Raw genomic sequence first — 20,351 nt, 5'->3', positions numbered from 1 at the left:
GCCGTTGCGGGTCGGGAACTGGTATCTCGGCAGCGGCGCGCATGATCCCGTACGGGTGTTTCGCACGGCCGAACGAGCCGAGTGCGGTGCGTGCCTCGCTGGGCTGGCGTCGGCCTCTACTGGGTCGGCTGCACGTCGAACGACACGACGCGGCCGCCCTGTGCAACGACGTGAACCTGAAGGGGGCGGCAACAGACGCCGCAGTCCTCGATGTAGGTCTGTTCGCGCACCGACGGATCGAGGAGGACGGCGGTTGTTTCCCAGCAGTGTGGGCACGTAAACGTCTGCTCGCGGACGTTCATGGCAGGGGCAGTTTGAAGAGGCGAGGGGACGAAATGCGACGGACCCCGCACGATGGTCCCACGGGGGGCACGAGACTGTTGGATGGGGCCCTCAGATCCGCGCGGGGCTACTACGTCTCCGTCCGGAGCACATCGAGCGGCGGGCGGTCGTACAGGCCGCGGCTGTTCCAGAGGCCGATGCCGATGGTCACGAGCACGGCGAGTACGAATGCCGTGAGAAGCACGAGTGGTGCGACGACGAAGGGGCCCTCGAAGACAAAGTACGAGAGGCCCCAGGCACCCGCCAGCGCGAGCAGCAGGCCCGTCGCGGCCGCGAAGGCCCCGAGAAAAAGGTACTCCACCGTCATGATGGTCTGTACGGTGCGGCGCGAAGCCCCCAGGGTCTTCAAAAGCACACTCTCCTCGGCCCGCTGGTAGCGGCTCACCACCACCGCTCCGGCCAGCACGATGAGTCCCGTAAACACGCTAAAGAGGGCCATAAACCGGATCACGTAGGCCAGGCGCCCGAAGAGGTCCTGGAAGGTGGAGAGAATGAGGGACAAGTCGATGGCGGACACGTTCGGGTATTCCTGAACGACGTTCCGCTGCGCCGCGGCCGCCACGTCGTCGTTGGGGGTGCGCCCGAGGAGGACGTGGGTCTGCGGGGCCGAACCGAGCACGCCCTCCGGAAAGACGACGAAGTAATTGGTGCCGACGCGCTGCCAGTCTACGTCGCGCAGGCTAGAGATGTAGGTCGTGACGGGCCGGCCCTGAACGTCGAACGTGAGGGTGTCCCCAAGGCCCACGTTCAGCTCCTCGCGGGCCATGCTCTGTTCCATCGAGACCGGAACGGCCTCGCCGGACTGCAGCGGATTGCCCTCGACGGCGCCGACAAACTCTCCCGCCACGACCGTCTCGCTCTTGGTGAGGCGGTCGCGGTACGTGACGCGGTACTCGCGCTCGTACGCCCAGTCCACGTCTACCGTCGAATCTTGCCGCAGGGCCTCAAGGGAGCGGCCCTGGAGGGCCTGCAGGCGCGTCGTCACGATGGGCTCGCTGGCCAAGACCGGAGCGCCCGCCGCCTCCACCGCGTCGCGGACGCCGTCGACCTGATCATTCTGGATGTCGAACAGGACGAGATTGGGCCGGTTTTCGCCGCCGGCCACCTGAATCTGCTCCAGGAGCGTGCGCTCCACGAGCACGAGGGTGGTGATGAGGAAGACGCCCAGGCCCAGGGTGAGCAGGAGGACGGTCGTCTGGTTGTGGGGGCGGTACAGGTTGGCCAGGCCCTGCCGCCAGGGGTAGGACCAGGACGTGGGAAAGAAGCGACGCACGCCCGCCATGATGCCGCGGGCCACGAGGGCGAGCACCCCGAACACAGTGCCCACGCCCGCGGCGTACCCGAGGCCAATTTCCCAGGTGGGGGCCTGCAGCACAGCGATGCCCGAGACCGCGGCCGCCACGGCGGCCGCCACGGCCCACCGGGCGGGGTCGCGCCAGCCCCCGGTGGAGGGGTCCACCTCGGTTCGCAGCGCCTGGAGCGGCGAGACGCCCCGCACCTCCAGCAGGGGCCACAGCGCGAAGAGGAGCGTCACGCCCAGGCCCACGACCAGCCCCAGGCCCACGGCGGTCCACGACACCGCAAAGCTGACCTCGACGGGGAGGAAGTCGGCCAGAAGGCGGGGCACGAAGGCCTGTAGGGCCACACCGAGGAGGCTGCCGAGCCCAGCTCCAATCAGGCCGAGCACACCGGCCTGGGCGAGGTAGATGCGAAACGTGCGTCCGGCCGTCGACCCCAGGCAGCGCAGGACGGCGATCGAGGTGAGGCGACGCTGCACGTACACGTGCACCGCACTCGCCACGCCGAGGCTTCCCAGCAGCAAGGCCACAAACCCGGCGAGCCCCAGAAATCGGTACAGGTCGCCGAGGCCATCCTGCCAGCCCGAGGCCGCCTCCTCGACGGTGTCGAGATCAAGGTCGTGCCGGTCCAGGTACGGGTCGATCTCCGCGATCAGGGCCTCAACGTCGCGGGCCTCCGCGAACGCAAACATCACCTCGTACTCCACGCGGCTCCCGCGGCCGAAGAGGGACGTGTCGAGCCGAGCCCGGGGCAGGTAGATGCGGGGACTCGCAGCCGAGGTAAAGCTGGATTCACCCGGGGCCTGCTTCAGCTCTCCGAGGATGGGGTAGTGCACGTCTCCGATTTGGACGGAGTCGCCCACCTCCACCCCAAACTGACGCAGCAACGCTCCGTCCACGAGCGCCCCGCCTTCATCCTGGTAGCGGGCCGCCGCGTCGTCCGGGCGCGTCTCCAGGGGGCCGTAGAACGGAAAGCCGCCCTCCACGGCCCGCACGGCGGAGAGCCGAGTGCCGCCGGTGGCGGGAAAGTAGGCCATCGACGCAAACGATACGCGGCGCGACTGGGTGCCACCAATCGAGTCGAGGAGCGCCTCGGTCGAGTCCCGAAGCGGCGAATCGCTCTCGATCTTCAGGTCGGCCCCCAAAAGTGTTTTCGACTCCCGGTCGACCGTCTGCGTCAGGTTTTCCCCGAACCCCCGAATGGCCACCAGGGCCGCGACGCCCAGTACCATCGCGGAGAGGTAGAGGGCCAAGCGTGTGCGGCTGCCGCGGCTGTCGCGCCAGGCCATCTTGAGAGTCCATGGGACGTTCTCGCTCATCCGGGCTCTAGAAAGCGTCAGTGGTGGGGCAGAAAAGGGGACGTGTGCAGAAAGGAGGCCGGAGGGGGGAAGAGAAGGCCACGCATCGCGGCCGGCATACGTGCGTTCTTGCCGGGAGGGGAACTGCTCTTCAGGCTACCTCAGCCCTGTGGCGTCGAATCGCTCCCCGAGGTCTTGGCACAGTGCCTCCAGGTGCTTCTGGTCCGTGGCATCAAAGGCCCCCCGCGTGTCGGAGTCGACGTCGAGCACGGCCAGCAGGTCGTCGCTTGGGGTAAGGACGGGCACGACGATTTCCGACTGGGTGGACGACTGGCACGCGATGTGATCCGGGGCCTCGGACACGTCCGCCCACAGTTGGGTCTCGCGAGCCTGTGCTGCCGCCCCGCACACCCCGCGGCCTACGTCAATGTGGAGGCATCCGTGCGGGCCCTGGTACGGCCCCACGAGCAGCTCCTCGTCGGAGACCGCCCGGTAGAAGCCCGTCCAGTCGTAGTGTGCGAATGAGTGGTGGAGCTCGCACGCTACAGTGGCCATGGCCGATACCCAGTCGGTAGGCCCGTCCAGCAGCGCGTCGATGCGGCGGCGTGTGTCGGTGTAGCGATCGGCTGTGTCCAGCGTGGGCGCGGACGCAGGAGAAGACATCGGAGACGGCTGGTCATGAACGAAGATGGTCGAGGACGGCCCGCGGGCGGGGCCGTGAGGAGCCCTTCTACTCCGTCACCTCCACCTGACTGGCGTAGAAGGCGACGTGGTCCTTAAGCTCGGACGCCTCGTCGGAGGGATCCGGGTAGTACCAGGCGGAATCCTCTGCGCGGTCGCCGTTGTCTACCAGGTCGTAGTAGTGGGCCTTGCCCTTCCAGGGACAGGTGGTGCGGTGCTCGCTTTTCCGGAAATAGTTCTCGTTCAGCGATTCGGGCGGGAAGTAGTGGTTGCCCTCAACGGTCACAGTGTCGTCGCTCTCGGCGAGAACGGTGTCGTTCCAAATGGCTTTCATGAGAGTCGGTGGGTTGTGAGAGAAGACACGAAAAGGAGGAAGCGATTTTGCCGTATTGGGAGTGAAAGACCCTGGCAATCCGTTACGGACCTGCAGCCGTCAGGTGCCATACCGTGTCGAAGTCGTTGCAGTATTCCCGGCGTCCCTCACGATGAAGCAGGATGTGGCAGCATGCGCGGCGTACAGGGGCAGCCCCCCACACTCTTCCATACCGCCGGGCGACGGCCACGGGCGTGAAAATGAGGAGAACGCCCCTTCGAGCCGCTCAGTCAGTACGGCGCCCGTGGTGGAAGAGAGGACATCGGGAAGTACGGCAATAATCGGGACCGGAACGCAGGGCACACTATTTCCACCGGTCCCGGTGGGGCTCGGGGCAAGAGCCTCCCCTCGCTCGGACGACCGGCCGCCATACGCCCCTCGTCGCAGACGCGCTCAACCTATTCAGACTTTGCGGTCGTCTTCTCTGCCTGGGCGGGCTGTGGGGCCGGCAGTGCAAAGGCCTTTGCCCAGTAGGCCTCGCCTCCGCGGCAGGCGTCAATTAGGCCACGACGTGCCATCCAGCCTTCCAGGTGCTCGTAGTACCGGGGCGCCATGGACGGGTCGTGTGTGAAGCACGGCAGGGTCGCCTCAAAGATCGCGTTCGTCTGGTCGTCCGTCAGGTCTGCCCCTGTGCGCCGCGCATAGACGGACCGCGCCGCCCTCTCCGTCGACCAGGGCCTCGGTGTGGTAGAAGCCGTAGTCGACCGGTGTAAATGCCTCGGGGCGCGGCCCCCCGAGCCGCCTGCGTTCCGTCCCTGGACGGCGGCGCTCCCTGAGTGGCTTCGGCCCGTACCTCGCGGACCGGCTACGCAAAAAACTGTCCGTGGAAGCCGTGGGGAATTGCGTGAGGCACCTCGGCCCGGGCCCGTTCGGCGAACGACGCCGCGTCGAGGAGGAGTAGGAACGAGCGGTCCGCCTCGGGGTCGAGCACCACCGAGAGCACCACGCCCTCGTCCTCGTTTGTGGCGTCGGGGGCCGGCACAAACACCGGCTCCCCGGGACACGTGCCGTCCTCGCGCCAGACGTCAGCGCTTCCGGTCTCCACGTCAACCTTGACGAGCTGATCGGCAAACTGGCCGTGGTGACGCTCGCCGATCCCGTAGACGTAGCCGTACGGCCGGGCACGGGCCTGTGCCTCGTGGATGCGGGGCAGTTCGATGGGCGTCCCGCTGAGCCGCTCACATTCTGCCGGTCCGCCCCCGAGGGGAAGACGGTACCGGCGCAGGCGTCCTGTTCCGGAGGTGGGCTCCGGGCCCCGCAACCGATCGAGGAAGTAGTCCTCGATGACCGATGCGTCCGGGTGCGCCACCACATCGCAGATGATCTCTCCGTCCCGCTCAAACGCATTTACGTGATGAAAGGCGAAGGCCGCCTCGGCCCTGCACGTTGCAACCTCCGACCCATCCCTCTTGCGCAGCACGTGGAAGCGAACGCCCCGCTCAGGGGCCCACTCGAAGTTCTGAATGAAGGGCTTCCCTTGGGCCAGCAGGCTCAGCGGATCGACGACGAGTGGCCACTCAGACAGGATCACGTGGCGCTCGGTCATGCCGAAACTGTGCATGTAGCTGGGCTTGTCCACGTCGAGCCTGGCGATGGGCTCTCGGGTGGGTCCGTCCGGGTCGATGTACCCGACAATGTACTGGGACTGCCGCCCGAAGGAGAGCATCTGTGTGAGGGTGCGTCCAGAGCCGGGCTCCACGTACGGGTGGGCCGTCGAGGTGTCGGCCCCAATCTCGTCCTCGTACTCCACCACGCCGGCGGTGGCGAGGGTGTCTGGGTCGAAAGCAATGGGGAGGGGCGTCGCCGTAAGCGCCACGTGCGCGTCACCGAGCCGGGCCACGTTGATGCTGGCGTTGTCCGTGGGCTTGGGATGGCCGGGCCGGAACAGGCTCATCACCCGCCCAAAAATCGACATGCAGGGGTCGGTCGCAAACTCCGAGCGCGCAATTCGGCCCTGCTCAAGCGCCTCGGCCCGACTCTGCGACTCGAGGAAGCGATTTCGGTACCCCACGTCCCCGTTCCCGATCTTGAACGCGTGAAGCATCGCGTGGCCGTCAAACCAGTGGTTGTATTCCTGACCCTCGACCTCAAACTGGGCCGGTCCGTTCCGGAGAAGGGTTCCGGTGAGCCACTCGGGCAGGTCCCCGGTCGTAGGAAGGCTTGGTCTGTGGATCTCCCGGCGGAGGTCCTCAAACCCGCGGCGGTAGTCGGCAGGCATTGGCAAAACGGCGCGATTCGTGTGGGGGGCGTTGGGGCTTCCGCGTCGGACACCCCAAAGAGCTCCTATGAAACGTGTGTGGCCCAAGGCGATTCGCACTTCTGATGTTTCAGAAGCTGTTTCGTGGATTGATGTTCAACCGACACGAGCGTAGCGACTGAGGAGGCCCAGCCGAGTACACACAGTGGGCGAAGCTGCAAAATGGTGCTCAAATGAGTCTCTGTAATGAGTCTCTGTAGCGGGGGCCGAGCAGGAGCGAGGTCATGCCCGTGGGGAGCTACCGGGCGAATGCAGAAGCCATCTTGCGCTGGGAGCGCAGCGACCAAGTACTTCCGGGGGGGCAGACAGCGTCTAATGCATCCACGAAGCAACGCTGCTGTGGAGGGGGGCGAGTTCACTCTCCTGTGCGGTTGCCTCGCGATGGCGAGTTGCGCTGCCCGGCCGGCAAGCCTCGTGCTTCGGAGGAGCTGTAACTCCGTGGCTCCGGCCACGCACGCAAGGGGGAGAGCAAGTGTGCAGGCGGAGTGCGCATGCACTCTGGGCCCGCACAAGGCTCGCGCAAGGCCCACCCTCCCTCTGCCCTCTTTCGTCCACCCTCTACATTTTCGCACTCCTTCGTCCCATGCGTCGTGGCCCAGGCGTCTTCCGGTTTCTCCTTCCCCTCTGCCTTCTTGCCCTGCTTGCCGCCGGGCAGGAGGCCCATGCCCAGCCGTCCGACCCCGCTCGCGGCCGGGCTACCCTCGTGGGCACCGTCGTGGATTCGGCGAGCGGTGACCCCATCTCGGACGCGAATGTCTTCATTGCGGGGAGCATGCAAGGGACGACGACCGGCGACCAGGGGCGCTTTCGTCTCCGGGGGGTGCCGCTCGGGGCACAGCAGCTCTACGTCTCCTTCGTGGGGTACGAAGCGAAGTCCCGGAGCCTCAACCTGCGTGAGTCGAGGACGTACCGCTTCGAGTTTGCACTGCAGGAGACGGTCCTCGAAGGGGAGGGCGTCGTCGTCGAGGCCGAGCGCGACGAGCAGTGGCAGCGGCGCTTCGAGCGGTTCCGGGCCGCCTTCCTTGGGGAAACCCCGAACGCCGAGCGGGCGGACATTCTGAACCGGGAGGTCCTTAGCTTCGACGGAGGACTGGGCTCACTGGAGGCCTTTGCGGCCCGGCCCATCGTGATTGAGAATCGAGCCCTTGGCTACCGGGTCGAGTATCACCTGGAGGACTTCAAGGTTACCCAGCGACGGACGCAGTATGATGGAGAGCCGTTCTTTGAAGAGCTGGAGGGCAGCCCGGCCCAAGAAGCGAAGTGGGAGAAGGCCCGTCGAGAGGCGTTCTTTGGGTCCTTCCATCATCTCATGCTCGCCATGATTGAGGATCGAGTCGAGGGACAGGGCTTCAAGCTGTTCTACCACCAAGATGCACCGGGCGGGCCTCCCGAACGCTCATCGTCGGGCCTGCCCGGCAGCGGTGGGGCGGGCTTCTCGGGCGGGTCCGGGGGACGGATGTCCATCGAGGTGGGCGATATCATGACCGATGGAGACGTGCCGGACGAGCACATCCTCGACTTTCAGGGCGCGGCCGAGGTCGTCTACCTCGGAGAGAAGCAAAGCGAGGCCTATTCGGACTGGCAGGAGGAGCGCACCGGGCGTCGGAGCGGGCGGGCGCCCCGCTACCAAACCTCTCAGTTTTGGTTGGAACGAGGCCCGGCCACGGTCGACTACAAAGGGGAAGTCGTAGAGCGGTACGGGGTGACGGTGTCGGGACACTTCGGGTTCGAGCGGGTGGCCGACCAGGTGCCGAAAGAGTACCGTCCGCAGTAGGTCCCGATGTGAGCGTCCAGTGGGCGTGTCGGGGATGTCTCAAGATGGGGATTTCCCGAGATGGAAAGCGATGGGTGTTTCGGTGCGGGGCGACCCGTGCGCTGTGAACGATGAACCGGTGTGGATGGCTCTTGTCCCACGATGCGGACCTCATCGACAAGAACCCTGAGGCTGTCGAGGATGCCCGGCAGACACTGGGGGCGACGGTCATTGACGAAGACGCCACGGATCCGGGCGTTCCAGCGCAGGCCGATCCCGAGCACGCCGATGTCCTCGCTGCTCTGACTGAGACCGGAGCGACAAACTTCGCGATCTGTGCGGTCGTCACGCACCTCACGGACAGCATCCGAACGGTCGCCCGGATCAAACGGCCCGGCCAGCTCGACGAGGAGGGCATGTCTTTTGATCGGGTCGTTTACCCGGAGCGGGCCGGTGCAACGTCCGCGGTCAACCAGATCTTGTCCGGCGGTGCGCACATCTTCGAGGACGCGACCAGCGACCTCGACGTGCTCGAGGTCCAGGTCGGTTCGGAGGTGCCGACCGCCGGGCTTCCAGACCAGAGCCACGTTGCATTTGAGGTCACGAACGAGGAGGTGCCGCAGCCCGGCACCGAACTCGTGCTGGGCCACCAGTACTTGACTGCGGCCGCGCCCGGTGTGGCTCATCGGGCGGAGCGCTGTCTGGTTGGCCAGCGCCGGGGCAATCTGTAAGAAGGGCCTGATGGATCCCCGTGTGCAGACATCCCTGGGCACAGACAAGAGCCGTCGTTTCCTGTCCCGAGTGACACACTCTTGCGTCCGTGCCTCTGCGCGTCGCGGGCCTGAGTGTGCTAGTTTGAGGCAGGAAGGTAGCTCATCTCGTCCCCGATCGGCTCTGCCAGTTGGAGCGTGTCCACGACGTGCCGCTTGGTTCTCGGCCCCAACTGCGCCCACTGCCCATGGGCGAGGCGGCCCAGTTCGACCGGACGGCCGTACACCTCGTACCATTCCGTCGCAAACTGCTCCCCCTGACGTTCGGCCACCCTGCGGCGCAGTCGTTGCAGCTCCTCGGCCTGCTGCTCAAAGTCAGGCGTCCGGCTTCCGAAGAGTCGCTCGAACTGGTCGCGAAGGTCAGGGCGAGAAGGCACAGCGTCTGTGTCGTCCATGGGCCTGTGAATCTGTGAGGGGGGGAGAGCCCCGACGGCGAGCATTGAGGGAGCAGGGAGCGGACCCGGCCGTCGGGAGCACATCCCGCTGAGGCAGAGAGAAGCAGACCAATGCATCTCAGTCTGCGGAGTGTGTTTCCAAACGAAAACAGACCGGCGGTCTGTTCACACGAGCCGGTCTGCTCGTGTGAGGTGGACGAATCATCGAAGCGGGCCGTTTTCGATTGCGCCCCGATCCTCATTTCTCCTGGGCCGGCCGTCCCCCTCACGTGGGCTGCGGTCGAGATCCCTCGTGCACCCCTCGCGATAGGGGGCTAGACATGCTCGGTGGGCGGTGTGTTGCTGTTCGAGGCCTGTCCTTGGAACCGTCGTGGCATCATAAACGGCACCAGTGTACGCTCCTCCATGTGCCCACAGGGGGCCCTGAGTGAGGGTCGTGGCGATGCATCGCAGCGCGAGAATTCTGGCCGGGGCCACCGAACGTGCACCGGACAGCGTCTGAGGGCCCAGCGACACCTCGGCTCCACGGCCTCTACTCCTCCGGGTTCGTTTCGCTGCGTCCGGAGGCGTCGCCTGGGTCGCCCGGGCGGTCCTGGACAGAGGAAGGCCTCGGTGAACCCGAGCGGGACGACTCCTGCTCGAAGGAGTCTAGTGAACGGGCGCCAGGGGGCCGCTTGCTGACCGAGTCGGTCAGAGAACGACGGGAGGCGTGCTTCGACGGGCGTCCACTGACCCGTTCCCGCCAAAGCGTCCAGCTCGATCGCTTCAGCCGGTCGCGCATGAGCGCAATGACCGCTTCTTCGTCGAGGCCATACCGCGCCTTGATCGCCTCGAAAGGCACGTCGTCCTTCCAGGCCATCCCGATGACGTGGGAGACCTCCTCGTCGGAAAGGCCGTGGTCGCTTTGAACACCCATGGAGTGCGGCGGGGCTGAAGCAGAGTGCAAACGGCGGAGTGGCTCGGAGGCCCGGCACACGGCAATGGCCCTGCAGCGATGGCGCTGCGCACGATAGCCCCTCCTGCCCTTTCACCGGGAAGAGATCTCAGTACAAGCATGGGGGAGACGGCAGCCGGTTCGCCGGAGGTCCGGATTTGCGAGTAACAAGGTCGAAAGGTTGTACCGTGGACCGGGGCTCCGCGGGGCGCTTTCCCGACCGAATGGGTAGACCTGCCCGACATCATACATGCGAACTTGGGGAAAGACTCAATTTGTTTTCCGGATCGGCGTCGTCCCGAACCGGTTCCTGCTCGGGCGCCAAGCAAAAAGCCCGAAGCCCGTTCGTGTGCTTGAAACGCGTAGGCAGGAGACGAGGGCAGACAGTGCTCCGGCGCCTTCCCCTCCGCGGGGCAGAACGACTCGACGATCATGTGACGAGAGCCTTCAACGTCAGCCCCTTCGTGCCAGCAGATTCCATTTGCCGTGAACTACGTCCGTAGCGCGCTTACCTACGGCGCCATTTTTTGTCTAATCAGCCTGCTTCTGCTGTTCTTCGGGGGCCTTTTTCTGGAAGGCGAGTCCCGGCTTCCGGAGCCCGGCGCTGGATGGGGGGGCATCCAAACAGGGATGGATCCCACCCAGGCCGGCCTGTTGTTCGTAGCACTGGGGGCCGGGGTGGGCATGCTGGTGGCCCTGTGGGTGCAGGCGTCGTGGGGCGAGACCGCTGCGGTCTTGGTGATGGTCGCCGGGGGAATCTGGGTCCTTGGCCCGACCGGGACAGAAGAAGTCTGGCAGGTTGTGTGGCGGATCGGCTGGGTCTGGAGGGGCATTTTGGAGTGGTCCTCTTGCCCAGGATGGGGCATGTAGCCCGACGGCCGGCGCTTCCGTTTCGGTCATCCTCCTCGCATCAGGACCCTGAGAACTCGACTTTGTCTCTTGAGGTACCCTGTGTCCGGTTCTGTGATTTTTGAGATTGCCTCATCGGGCACCTCGTAAAACACCTGTCGACCCCGTCGAAGTGCCCACTCTGCCACCGGGCAGCCCTCACACATTTCTCGCCGGCGCGTTGCTCGTGTCACTGCTGCCTGGGAGACATTTAGGTGGCGAGCAAGCTCCGGTCGAATAAGTCGCTGCATGGTACCTGGAAGAACGTTGGGTGAGAACAGGCTGGAGCACCACGGGGGGCGAAATAGACGTGCTCGGTGACACTGCCTTCTCGCTCCCGGGCCTGACCGCTGTAGCCAGGGGCCCTCTTCGGCATGCCCCTGATGGCATCTCAGTTCTTCAGAGGCCGGAAGGTTCCGCCTCCGGGGGCGGGGCACGCGCAGCGACGGTCACCATCTGGGGAAAACCGAGACGGACGCCCGGCACCTTGGCAAATCAAGCTTCCGCGCCGTGCCGCGAGTTTTTGCTCGTCGGAGGCCGATCGCCAATCCGGGCCTGCCCTGGTGTCTCCAGCCGCGGGGAGGAGGCCGTCGAAGAGGTGCGAGAGAAGACCCGAGGCGGGGCGCGCCACGTCATGGAGTGTGTCGGCGCGGCCTCCGCAATCGAGACGGCAATCGGCGTGTGTCGGCCAGGGGGGACGGTTGGGTACGTGGGGAGCTTGTTCGGGGCCGAAGACGGGGGGCTGGACATGTTTCGCCTCTTCCGCGAGAACATCACGCTCCAAGGTGGCATTGCGCCGGTGCGGGCGTACATCCCCGAGCTGATGGACGACGTCCTCGCCGGGACGCTTGACCCCTCCCCCGTATTCGACACGACCGTCGGCCTGGAGGAGGTGCCCGACGGCTACGCCGCGATGGACGACTGGGCGTCGATCACGGTGATGGTGGAGCTGTGGGTGGATTCCCGGAAGGCGGTGGCGAAGCGGCAGCCCAGGCTTGCCCCGGTGACCGCGTCGATCGACTCGGGGAGGCGGATTCGGTTTTCATCGGCGTAATCGACGCCCACGAACTCGGCAAAGGCCCCCGGGGCCGAGAAGCCGGGCTGACAATTGATTCGGACACCCCTGGTGCTGGCCGGCCCGGCACTGGGCACACGTGCCACAGGGCGCGAAATTGCCCGGAGCGTTAGGGGGACGCCGAAGTCGTCGCAGACGAGGGCTCATGACAACGAGGAGACCACGGCAGAAGACAACCCGTCGCCCATGCGAGGGCGCGGTCGCCATGATGCGGACGAGAGCGGACTCTCCCCTCAGGAAAACGAAAACAGTTTCAGGGAGGAGAAGTACCGGGCGAGGTGGGAGAAAGAGAGCGTGTTCTGGTCCTTCTCCGCAACCCATTCCTGAGCGTCCCTTGGGCTATGGGTGGCAAAGAAGAACGGAAAAGACTCGGCCCGCTGAAACTGATCGTCAAGGGCGCTCATCTCCGTTCTCGCAATCAAGTCGTCCCCGTGAACGACCGCGATGTGCTCAATGCCGGCCGACGCCACGTCTGGCATCCACGACCGGACAAGCCACTCCATGCTGGAGCGCTGGTGGGCCGTCATCTTCCTCGTGTCGACGATCAGTCCGGTCACGGTCCTCGAACGAACAAACTCAAGAAGCTGATTGGCCCCGTACCGGAACTCTTCCCCCGTGGGCTGTCCTTTCCACCGAAACCGGGCGGCCCTGATTTCAGGGTCCACCTCCATCGAGTACAGCCGGGAGCTGTCGCGGATCGAAGGCATAGCCGGTCGGAGCGATCTGTTTGACCAATGCGGGGCTTGTCCTTTGGCGCAATGCGAGAACGTACACAACGAGATGCACTCTGCAAGGCGCCGAGACGAAGGGCACACAAGAAGCCGTCTTGATATACACCTCCAGTAGAGTTATCGAACAGGACGAGGCATTTTTAAATGCGTTTACAACGCGGATGCTCGGGCCTGCAGTGCAAACAAGCGATCATCGTGCCGATCGGTTGGGCTCCCTGTCCTGCAGGCCCGGTGGACGTCTACCGCGGCTGCGGCTGGGCCCCGAGCCGAGCGCCGAGGCCGTCTGCGGTTGTCTGCCCCGGCCGGTGTGCGTCCCGGCCCCGTGGGAGGCCCGAACGGGGGCCGTGGAGCGTGCCGGCGCCATCGTCCGGGGTACGTGAAAAACTCCAAAACAGACCTGCAGTGTGGAGACCCTCGCCCACCGAGGCCCGTTTGGGCATTCTACGCTTAACCAGCAGCCAGCCCGCACGGTCGCTTCCAGTCGCCGAAAAGCTGATGCGGAAGCGCCTACGTTCATCCCGCAGGGCCCTGCCCCACAGATTAACTTGCCTGTATGACCAATTCGCCCGCACATGCCGCAGAACACGCCTCTACGTCCGCTGGCGCGGAGGGGGGCTCGTACCTCAAGACGTGCAGCCGGTGCGGACAGCTGGTCCGGATGGCCCGGTCCGACGATGGGGCCTGGCGCTCCCTGGAGCCGGGTGAACAGGGGGCCTCAGCGGCCCGTCCGCACGAGTGTGGATCCATCCCCACGATCAGCCAGGACTGGAGCCTTCAGGGCCTGGACCATGCCCTCACCTGTCGGCTCGACTGCTGGTGGTGCTCGGAGGAGGTGTACCTGCACACCGAGGGCGGTGGTGCCTTTACGCTTTTCGACGATTTGAGCTGGCCGTGGCCCACCCACGACTGCTGGCACCAGCAGCGCGACGAGCGTGACCGGGCCCTCCTGAAGCTCGAGAGCGACCTTCGAGCCGGGGGGTATCGGGGAGAGGGCCGCCTGATTAACCTCGCGCCCTCCGCCATTCCCGATTCGATTCCCCCGACGGGACGCAAGAGCCCGCCGGTGCTCCAAATTCGCCTTTCGAGCACGGATCACCAAATGGTGGACCGGGCGGTCCATCAGATCACCCAGTTCGTGTCCGAGCACCATCACCGAACGCCGGTCGCGGTTCCCTTGCCGGCCCGAGAGAAATCCCCTGCGGGCGAACGCCAGGAGGGAGCAACCAGCAAGCCAGGCAGTGAAGAGCCGTTTATCCAACACGTGCACCACCGCGCAATCGAAATGTGGCAGGCCAGTCCCAAGCTGGTCGCCCAGCTCGGACAGGTTCAGCTGCCGGAGGCCGTAGACGTCACCGTCCGGCAGGCAAAGCGTTGACCGTCGGGAAACGATTCCCGGCCCCCCCAACACCTTCCCGCCCGCAGAGCGTTGATGCACAGGAAGCACCGGCGGGCACCGGCGGCGGAAGGATCGGGCCCGTTCAGTGAGCGCCTCAGAGCGCACTGAACAACCGTCTGGGAAACAGTCAAGAGACGATGCGTGCTGTGACCGCCCCGTCCGAAAGACCCTTGATCAACTCACTCATCCGGCAGTGGACGTCTTTCTCGACACGGAGACCACCGGCTCGGGCCCTCAAGACGCCGTGATTGAGGTGGGGGTAGTCGCGGCCCAGGGGGAGGTGCTGATTCACACCCTCGTGGCCCCCCTTGCGCCCGTCACCCGTGGCGCCCGGCGGGTGCACGGCATCACGGACGAGGAGCTGGCAGACGCGCCCCCGTTTGCGACGGTCGCCGACCGGCTGGACGCAGTGTTCGGGGACGCCGACCGTGTCTGGACCTTCGGGCCGACCTACGACCGTCGCATGCTTCTGCAGACGGCCACCCTGGCCGACCGGCCCGCCACTCGTCGTCGGATTCAAGAGGACACGTGGAAAGACGTGCAACCCCGGGCGACCCACGTTCTCGGAGACACGGAACGCGTTGCCCTCACCGACGCGGCTCGGCGCCTGGGCGTGGCGATCCCCACGGAGGGAGACCACCACCGCGCCCTCTACGACGCCAAACTCGCGCGCCGCGTCTGGACGAGTGTCCGTCGTCCCGCGTCCGGGTGAGGGCTGTCCGTGTCCGAATGGAGGGCACAGCTCAGGCAAGGCTCGTACCGGGGGCCATCGACTGTTTACACGATCACACACTGGGCGTGCATCACCGGGGGCCGGGGCGAGTGTAGGGCCTTTGCCTCTCACTCTTGACGTCATTACTGCTGTTGAGAACCGTACCCAAAAACCATGGCGCGAAGCGTAAACAAAGTGATCCTGATCGGCAACCTCGGGGACGATCCGGAGCTCCGGTACACCGGCAGCGGGACGGCCGTCTGCAACATGAGCCTTGCCACGAACGAGTCCTACACCAACAGCGATGGGGAGGAGGTCCAGCAGACCGAGTGGCACGACGTGGTGGCCTGGGGCCGTCTCGGAGAGGTGTGCAACGAATATCTTGAGCGGGGCTCGCAGGTGTACTTCGAGGGGAAGATCAAGACCAATCAGTGGGAAGACCAAGACGGCAACACCCGCTACTCGACGGAGGTGAAGGCCCTGGAGGCGACGTTCCTTGGAGAAGGCCCGGAGGGGGCTGTGCCGGGCGGCGGCCAGTCGGCCCAGGGGCAGCGTCCTGCGCCCAGTCAGCGGCGATCCGGCGGCCAGGGCGGATCCTCCGGCGGAGGGCCGTCGGGCCCGTCCGGCGGAGACGGCCAGCCCGGTGGGGGAGAGACCTTCGAGCCCGACGATGACCTCCCGTTTTAAAGCGCCGGTCGGCGCGCTCCGCTCGGGTCGGTGTTGCCATCGGAGCAAGACCCCGCGTCCCCGCATGCCCTCCGCCGGGAGTGCACTGGCCCCGTCCGTGTCGTAGGGCCCCCGTCTCCTCCCAACGGCCACGTTTCCCAACGGCCACGTTTCCCAACGGCCACGTTTCCCAACGGCCACGTTGAACCCACCCTACTTCACATGATTGCCCGCGAGCACCTTACCGACGAGCAGACCCGGATCGTCCACCACGGCGAGGGGCCCGCGCTGGTGTTCGCGGTGGCCGGGGCGGGGAAGACGACGTCGCTGGTCCACCGCATCGCGCGCCTCGTGGAGGATGGCGGCGTGGCCCCGACCGACATCCTGGCCAGCTCGTTCAGCCGCGCCACGGCGCAGGACCTGGAGGAGGGACTGACAGAGCTCGGGCTGCCGGGTGCGAACTGCCGCACACTTCACTCGCTGGGCCGCCAGTTTCTGAAATGGGCCGAGGCGGAGCACCACTGGTCGCGCCGGCTCGGGGACGAGGACCTCAACCCCTCCCGCCTGGGACCGGTCCTGGCCGGCCGTGCCCTCACGCACCTCGCCCGCGAGCGGGACCTCGACGACCACGAGCTGGATATCGACCGTGGCGAGCTGGAGGACCAGGTCAGCGCGTGGAAGGCGCAGCTCTGCTACCCCGACCTCGAAGACGCAGCCCTTCCGCCGGCGGCGCGCGAGGAGGCCCGGCAGGCCGAGCACGACAACGAGGACTTCGTCACGCTCTACCAGTACTACGAGGAGGAGCGGCGGCGGGAGGGATGGGTCACGTTCGACGACATGCTGCTGGAGGGGTGGGAGGCGCTCCTCCGGTTCGACGACCTGCGGGCCCGGGCGCAGCAGACGTACGAGCACGTCCTGATCGACGAGTTTCAGGACATCAGTCGCGTCCAGTACGAGATGCTTGACGTGCTCACCGAGCCGCACCGCAACTACATGGCCGTGGGGGATGACGACCAGTGCATCTACGAGTGGCGCGGGGCGGACCCGTCGTTCATCCTGGACTTTCGGGAGGCATACGACGCCGACGAGTACCTCATCCGGGATACCTTTCGGTCGCAGGCCCCGCACACGGTCCTCGCCAACGCGGTCATTGCCCACAATGACCGCCGGCGCGAGAAGCACCTCAACCTCACCCGCGGCTTCGGCGGCAGCACGCAGGTCCACGCTGCCGACGGGGCCGACGCCGAGGCGACCCACGTGGCCGGCGCCGTCGAGGCTCAGCTCGACACGGGCCGCACCCTGCCCGAGATGGTCGTGCTCGTCCGGCAGTACGCCCAGACGCCGTCCCTCGAGCAGGTCTTCATCGACCGCGACCTGCCCTACCGGATCGTGGGCAACGTGCCGTTCTACCGGCGGCGCCCGGTGCAGGTGCTGCTCCGGCACCTGTTCTGGGGCACCCTGGAGGCGACGGCCCGCGACGACTGGTTCGACCACCGGCGCAACGCGCAGCGCTACGTCGACCGGTTCCAGACGCTCATGCGGGAGCCGAACCGGTACGTCCGTACGGACCTCATCACGCGCCTCTGCCGGGAGGCGGTGGGCCAAGAGACGGCGATCACAGATCTTTTGGCCGCCTCGACGGGGCAGATGCACGACCGGACCGCCGAGCGGGTGGAGCGCTTCCTGGACATGGCCGACCAGCTCGTGGACCGCCTCGACGAGCCCGCCCACAGGACCGTCGACTGGCTCCTCAAGGCCCTCGACTACGAAGACTACCTCCGGCGCTACAGCGCCTTCGAGGAGCTGGCCGACCGGCGCATTCAGACGGCCCGATCGCTCATCGATTTCGCGCGGGGGCACGCCGACGTCGCGTCGGTCCTGCGCCGGATCAAGGAGATCTCCGCCGACCGCCCCGAGCGCGACTCTTCGGCGGACGTGCTGGAGATCCGGAGCATCCACCGGGCGAAGGGCCGGGAGTGGCCCGTCGTGTTTGTGCCGGGCTGCAACGAGGGGACGATTCCGACGTCCCGTGACGATGGCAGAACCTCTCGTCCCGACGCGGGCAGCGTGGACGGCGCCCCCGACGGCGCTGATGCCGGGGATTCGTCTTCGGACGACGCCCCGCCCGCCCGCCGAGAGGAGGAGCGTCGCCTCTTCTACGTCGCCCTCACGCGGGCGCAGGAGCAGCTGCACCTGTCCTACGACCGCACCGAGCCGCCGTCGCCCTTCCTGGCGGAGGCCGACGCCGAGCACCGCCTCGTCCTGTGCGACCGGGTGCGGCAGGCCACCCAGCGGCCGGCCGACGACTGGACCGCCGCGGACGTGGCCTGGCTCTGCATCGGGGCCGGGGAGCTGCGTCTCCGCCGGTATCTGGAGGCGTGGTGGACCCCCACCGAGGGGCAGCGACAGGCCCTCACCGACCACCTTGGCCGCGCAGAGGCGCTCCGGGAGACGGCGGACGCCGAGAGTGCGGCGTATGCTCGCCACCCCGACGCCCCCGAGGACGAAGCGCACGACGCCGACGCCATCCCGACGGAGGGGGAGGAGGCTCCCGGGGCGAACGGGCACGCTGGTCAGACGGCCGAACAAGACGCGGGTGCCTCCACGGAGGCGCCGGTGGACGAGGCGACCGTTCAACAGCTGCGGACGGCGTTCGAAGAGGGCCGGGCGGTCGTCGAGGACGCCCTCGGGCTGGCCCCCGACGCAGGCGATGCCGCCCATGCTCCCGACAGTACCGCGCCCGATAGCAGCCCTCAGGGCGTTCCGGAAGACGACGCCGTGGGCGGCACCGTCGCGGAATGAAGGGGACCTGGGGCTGCTTCGACGTGGCCGATTCCTGTCCCCGTTGAGGACAGCGCGCCGGTCGGGACGCTACAGGCCGACGGGCAGTCCGGCCAGGATAACCGTCACCATGAGGAGAAATCCCGCCACGTAGGTCCAGGGGGGGCCTGTGGCCTGCACGAGCCCCCCACCGCCGAACGTCAGGGCTGTGCGGTCCCTCTGCTGGGCGGATGCCGAGGGCATCGCCGCGCTGGCTCGGCCCTCCACGGACAGACGTTGAGGTATCGTCCCAGAAACCGATTCGAAAGCAGCCGAGGGTGGGTGCGCATATCGATCACACTCAGCTCGCGAAGGGCCGGGAAGCGGTCCGGTGTTCAGCACAGCGGTAAAGCAAAACGGGTGTCGAAGTATCCATTCAATCGTGTGATTACTTCAGATTAACGAAGGCGAATTGCTCTACCTTCAGGGCCTGAAATTGGCACTGGCCCTTCGTCAGCTACAGTGGCGTGTTATGCGTGCCTCGTCCCAATTCACTTTGTAACCCCATCCCTTCCACACATATCCGAGCAGGAAAATTTGAACTCCGGCACACCAGACAAACAGCCAGATCGCAGGTACATTGTCGAGCGTCACGCCCCGCGGAAGATCTTCCTGTAGTCCACGTAGTAAAGCGAGAAAGTAGAATACGAAGCCGACCCCGGGCAGGCACGCACTCAGAATCGGATGTACTTTTGTCGCGCTCAGAGCAATCAGGAAGAGCACAACGCCTCCTACTAAAGAGGTCCACTGGTAGGTTTGCAAGGCAGCTTTCGACTGACCGAACTCCTCTTCACCGAGGCGCTCTTCAACATCTTCGTACCAGCCCCTGACCTGTTGGCTACGAACTTGGTAGGATTGGTAGAATGGAGCAAACGTAAGACTGAGCAGGAGAATGAAGAGGCCAAAGCGCGTCTCCGGTTGTTTTTTCACCACCCAGCCGAGCCCGAATCCGAGCAACGCTCCAAGCCCGGAAATGACGCCGACTGCAGTAAGAATCGTCATTATAGAAGAGGTGTGGGTGCGATACGCATAACGACGGAGCTCAGCTGAAATGGGCAAGAAACCACCACATAGATCTCACTTCGTTAGAAGTTAGAACAGAGTCGATGGCCGAAGTCTCTACTCTCTGATATCGTCACTCTCGATCGGCGAAGTCGAAACCACTTGGCCGATCTCGCCCGATAGCGGCACCGGCCCATTTTCAGCTCTAGCGACGTGTTACCCCTACATGCCTTCTACACGTTCCAGAACCGACTGGGCACGTGCTTTGATCTGTTCCTTCCGGCTGTAGATAAAATAGGCTCCGATGGCCGCGGGAGCCCCCCAACACACGAGGATAGTTGCCATAAGACTGCTGAGCTGAACTAACGGCGTGTGGTTGTAGAAAAACGACCCTATAGGTTCAAAAAAATGGGATCCGGTTGCCATCACCAGCCCCACGTAAGATCAGAGCATAAACCGGTAGTGGGCCTTCATACACTCTTCTCCAATTTGGGTTCGAAGAAGAGGAGCGAGGATGCCACCGATAACCGAGACGAGACTGATGAGCGCCGCCACGTGAAACGGGCCGAAGCCGCCGAACAGTTCGTATATAAAAAATGAGGTCACGCACAAGAGGATCATGGTCGCTACGTAAATCCAGCCCACGTATCGGTGGCGCCTCGTTCCTTTACGCATCCCTACAACCGTCCCGCCTGAAAGCAGAGCTGCCATTCCACAACCGGTATGAAAGAGAGTTAGCGTATCCATAATGAAGGATCTGTAGGATGGAACCGTGACAAGACAGTTGGAACCTGCAGACACGAGCGACGAGCCAAGTCAGAATCGACTCCTAGAATGGGCGGGGTAACGGAAAGCTCACCTGGGAAAAGAGGGGGGCACCCCGAGTGCGAAGGGCACAGGAAGGACTCCACGCGTCAGAGATAAGCAAAACGGCATCTACTTTTCGTCAGGTGTAGCGAA

Annotated in this window: 19 protein-coding genes and 2 pseudogenes; 8 read left to right on the top strand and 13 right to left on the bottom strand. The window is 65.4% G+C overall.

What is annotated here, in order from left to right; genetic code table 11:
• Positions 1-116: 116 nt before the first annotated feature.
• From B7R93_RS03435 to B7R93_RS03410, 6 genes are all read right to left on the bottom strand, one after another.
• A complete protein-coding gene (locus B7R93_RS03435) occupies positions 117-302 on the bottom strand; it encodes a CPXCG motif-containing cysteine-rich protein (RefSeq protein ID WP_103019446.1) in 186 nt (61 codons plus the stop codon).
• A 110-nt stretch (positions 303-412) separates the two neighbouring features.
• Positions 413-2,929 (bottom strand): ABC transporter permease, encoded by a 2,517-nt coding sequence (locus B7R93_RS03430; RefSeq protein WP_232797966.1) that lies wholly within the window; start codon positions 2,927-2,929, stop codon positions 413-415.
• 165 nt (positions 2,930-3,094) lie between these two features.
• The gene (locus B7R93_RS03425; RefSeq protein WP_103019444.1) at positions 3,095-3,601 is read right to left on the bottom strand and encodes a GAF domain-containing protein; all 507 of its coding nucleotides are present in this window, start codon (positions 3,599-3,601) and stop codon (positions 3,095-3,097) included.
• Between the two features lie 67 nt (positions 3,602-3,668).
• Complete coding sequence (locus tag B7R93_RS03420; RefSeq protein ID WP_103019443.1) at positions 3,669-3,953, bottom strand: DUF427 domain-containing protein; 285 nt, start codon at positions 3,951-3,953, stop codon at positions 3,669-3,671.
• 437 nt (positions 3,954-4,390) lie between these two features.
• Positions 4,391-4,546 (bottom strand): hypothetical protein, encoded by a 156-nt coding sequence (locus B7R93_RS15435; RefSeq protein ID WP_198598569.1) that lies wholly within the window; start codon positions 4,544-4,546, stop codon positions 4,391-4,393.
• A 251-nt stretch (positions 4,547-4,797) separates the two neighbouring features.
• A complete protein-coding gene (locus B7R93_RS03410) occupies positions 4,798-6,210 on the bottom strand; it encodes a carotenoid oxygenase family protein (RefSeq protein ID WP_103019442.1) in 1,413 nt (470 codons plus the stop codon).
• 622 nt (positions 6,211-6,832) lie between these two features.
• On the opposite strand from B7R93_RS03410, the gene B7R93_RS03405 reads away from it, so the two are divergent.
• On the top strand, positions 6,833-8,023 hold the full coding sequence (locus B7R93_RS03405; RefSeq protein ID WP_103019441.1) for a carboxypeptidase-like regulatory domain-containing protein: 1,191 nt from the start codon (positions 6,833-6,835) through the stop codon (positions 8,021-8,023).
• A gap of 131 nt (positions 8,024-8,154) precedes the next feature.
• The gene (locus tag B7R93_RS03400) at positions 8,155-8,733 is read left to right on the top strand and encodes an NAD-binding protein (protein ID WP_232797965.1); all 579 of its coding nucleotides are present in this window, start codon (positions 8,155-8,157) and stop codon (positions 8,731-8,733) included.
• Positions 8,734-8,852: 119 nt separating this feature from the next.
• Here the strand turns inward: B7R93_RS03400 and B7R93_RS03395 are convergent, their stop codons facing one another.
• On the bottom strand, positions 8,853-9,167 hold the full coding sequence (locus B7R93_RS03395) for a hypothetical protein (RefSeq protein ID WP_103019439.1): 315 nt from the start codon (positions 9,165-9,167) through the stop codon (positions 8,853-8,855).
• A gap of 532 nt (positions 9,168-9,699) precedes the next feature.
• On the bottom strand, positions 9,700-10,083 hold the full coding sequence (locus tag B7R93_RS03390; RefSeq protein ID WP_232797963.1) for a TIGR03643 family protein: 384 nt from the start codon (positions 10,081-10,083) through the stop codon (positions 9,700-9,702).
• A 504-nt stretch (positions 10,084-10,587) separates the two neighbouring features.
• Between B7R93_RS03390 and B7R93_RS03385 the strand changes: the two genes are divergently transcribed.
• Together B7R93_RS03385 and B7R93_RS03380 are read left to right on the top strand one after the other, a co-directional pair.
• The gene (locus tag B7R93_RS03385) at positions 10,588-10,971 is read left to right on the top strand and encodes a hypothetical protein (RefSeq protein WP_103019438.1); all 384 of its coding nucleotides are present in this window, start codon (positions 10,588-10,590) and stop codon (positions 10,969-10,971) included.
• A 583-nt stretch (positions 10,972-11,554) separates the two neighbouring features.
• Positions 11,555-11,941, top strand: a pseudogene (locus tag B7R93_RS03380) (zinc-binding dehydrogenase); the annotation flags it as partial.
• A gap of 11 nt (positions 11,942-11,952) precedes the next feature.
• Here the strand turns inward: B7R93_RS03380 and B7R93_RS16295 are convergent.
• Positions 11,953-12,151 (bottom strand): annotated as a pseudogene (locus tag B7R93_RS16295) (alcohol dehydrogenase); the annotation flags it as partial.
• A 146-nt stretch (positions 12,152-12,297) separates the two neighbouring features.
• Positions 12,298-12,771, bottom strand: coding sequence for a hypothetical protein (locus tag B7R93_RS03370; RefSeq protein ID WP_103019437.1), 474 nt, complete (start codon positions 12,769-12,771; stop codon positions 12,298-12,300).
• A gap of 577 nt (positions 12,772-13,348) precedes the next feature.
• On the opposite strand from B7R93_RS03370, the gene B7R93_RS03365 reads away from it, so the two are divergent.
• The 4 genes from B7R93_RS03365 to B7R93_RS03350 all read left to right on the top strand — a co-directional run bounded on the left by B7R93_RS03365 (position 13,349) and on the right by B7R93_RS03350 (position 18,371).
• Positions 13,349-14,170 (top strand): uS10/mL48 family ribosomal protein, encoded by an 822-nt coding sequence (locus tag B7R93_RS03365; RefSeq protein WP_103019436.1) that lies wholly within the window; start codon positions 13,349-13,351, stop codon positions 14,168-14,170.
• Positions 14,171-14,384: 214 nt separating this feature from the next.
• On the top strand, positions 14,385-14,903 hold the full coding sequence (locus tag B7R93_RS03360) for a 3'-5' exonuclease (RefSeq protein WP_232797960.1): 519 nt from the start codon (positions 14,385-14,387) through the stop codon (positions 14,901-14,903).
• A gap of 174 nt (positions 14,904-15,077) precedes the next feature.
• Positions 15,078-15,590: a single-stranded DNA-binding protein gene (locus B7R93_RS03355; protein WP_103019434.1), complete on the top strand. Its 513-nt coding sequence runs from the start codon at positions 15,078-15,080 to the stop codon at positions 15,588-15,590.
• A gap of 201 nt (positions 15,591-15,791) precedes the next feature.
• Complete coding sequence (locus B7R93_RS03350; protein WP_103019433.1) at positions 15,792-18,371, top strand: ATP-dependent helicase; 2,580 nt, start codon at positions 15,792-15,794, stop codon at positions 18,369-18,371.
• 69 nt (positions 18,372-18,440) lie between these two features.
• Here B7R93_RS03350 and B7R93_RS15165 read toward each other — a convergent pair whose 3' ends face one another.
• From B7R93_RS15165 to B7R93_RS03340, 3 genes are all read right to left on the bottom strand, one after another.
• Complete coding sequence (locus B7R93_RS15165) at positions 18,441-18,593, bottom strand: hypothetical protein (RefSeq protein WP_157942182.1); 153 nt, start codon at positions 18,591-18,593, stop codon at positions 18,441-18,443.
• A 249-nt stretch (positions 18,594-18,842) separates the two neighbouring features.
• Positions 18,843-19,391, bottom strand: a complete 549-nt coding sequence (locus tag B7R93_RS03345; protein ID WP_103019432.1) for a hypothetical protein — start codon at positions 19,389-19,391, stop codon at positions 18,843-18,845.
• A 444-nt stretch (positions 19,392-19,835) separates the two neighbouring features.
• Positions 19,836-20,138, bottom strand: coding sequence for a DUF2306 domain-containing protein (locus B7R93_RS03340; protein ID WP_262507547.1), 303 nt, complete (start codon positions 20,136-20,138; stop codon positions 19,836-19,838).
• Positions 20,139-20,351 lie beyond the last annotated feature (213 nt).

It is taken from the genome of Salinibacter altiplanensis (assembly GCF_002894645.1).
In the GTDB taxonomy this organism is placed as follows: Bacteria; Bacteroidota; Rhodothermia; order Rhodothermales; family Salinibacteraceae; genus Salinibacter; species Salinibacter altiplanensis.
This window is presented reverse-complemented; position numbering and strand designations above follow the sequence as displayed.

Bases quoted from the DNA above. Each gene is read 5' to 3' on its own strand.
- B7R93_RS03435 (WP_103019446.1), bottom strand. From the start codon at position 302: ATGAACGTCCGCGAGCAGACGTTTACGTGCCCACACTGCTGGGAAACA.
- B7R93_RS03430 (WP_232797966.1), bottom strand. From the start codon at position 2,929: ATGGCCTGGCGCGACAGCCGCGGCAGCCGCACACGCTTGGCCCTCTAC.
- B7R93_RS03425 (WP_103019444.1), bottom strand. From the start codon at position 3,601: ATGTCTTCTCCTGCGTCCGCGCCCACGCTGGACACAGCCGATCGCTAC.
- B7R93_RS03420 (WP_103019443.1), bottom strand. From the start codon at position 3,953: ATGAAAGCCATTTGGAACGACACCGTTCTCGCCGAGAGCGACGACACT.
- B7R93_RS15435 (WP_198598569.1), bottom strand. From the start codon at position 4,546: ATGGCGCCCCGGTACTACGAGCACCTGGAAGGCTGGATGGCACGTCGT.
- B7R93_RS03410 (WP_103019442.1), bottom strand. From the start codon at position 6,210: ATGCCTGCCGACTACCGCCGCGGGTTTGAGGACCTCCGCCGGGAGATC.
- B7R93_RS03405 (WP_103019441.1), top strand. From the start codon at position 6,833: ATGCGTCGTGGCCCAGGCGTCTTCCGGTTTCTCCTTCCCCTCTGCCTT.
- B7R93_RS03395 (WP_103019439.1), bottom strand. From the start codon at position 9,167: ATGGACGACACAGACGCTGTGCCTTCTCGCCCTGACCTTCGCGACCAG.
- B7R93_RS03390 (WP_232797963.1), bottom strand. From the start codon at position 10,083: ATGGGTGTTCAAAGCGACCACGGCCTTTCCGACGAGGAGGTCTCCCAC.
- B7R93_RS03370 (WP_103019437.1), bottom strand. From the start codon at position 12,771: ATGCCTTCGATCCGCGACAGCTCCCGGCTGTACTCGATGGAGGTGGAC.
- B7R93_RS03365 (WP_103019436.1), top strand. From the start codon at position 13,349: ATGACCAATTCGCCCGCACATGCCGCAGAACACGCCTCTACGTCCGCT.
- B7R93_RS03355 (WP_103019434.1), top strand. From the start codon at position 15,078: ATGGCGCGAAGCGTAAACAAAGTGATCCTGATCGGCAACCTCGGGGAC.
- B7R93_RS03350 (WP_103019433.1), top strand. From the start codon at position 15,792: ATGATTGCCCGCGAGCACCTTACCGACGAGCAGACCCGGATCGTCCAC.
- B7R93_RS15165 (WP_157942182.1), bottom strand. From the start codon at position 18,593: ATGCCCTCGGCATCCGCCCAGCAGAGGGACCGCACAGCCCTGACGTTC.
- B7R93_RS03345 (WP_103019432.1), bottom strand. From the start codon at position 19,391: ATGACGATTCTTACTGCAGTCGGCGTCATTTCCGGGCTTGGAGCGTTG.
- B7R93_RS03340 (WP_262507547.1), bottom strand. From the start codon at position 20,138: ATGGATACGCTAACTCTCTTTCATACCGGTTGTGGAATGGCAGCTCTG.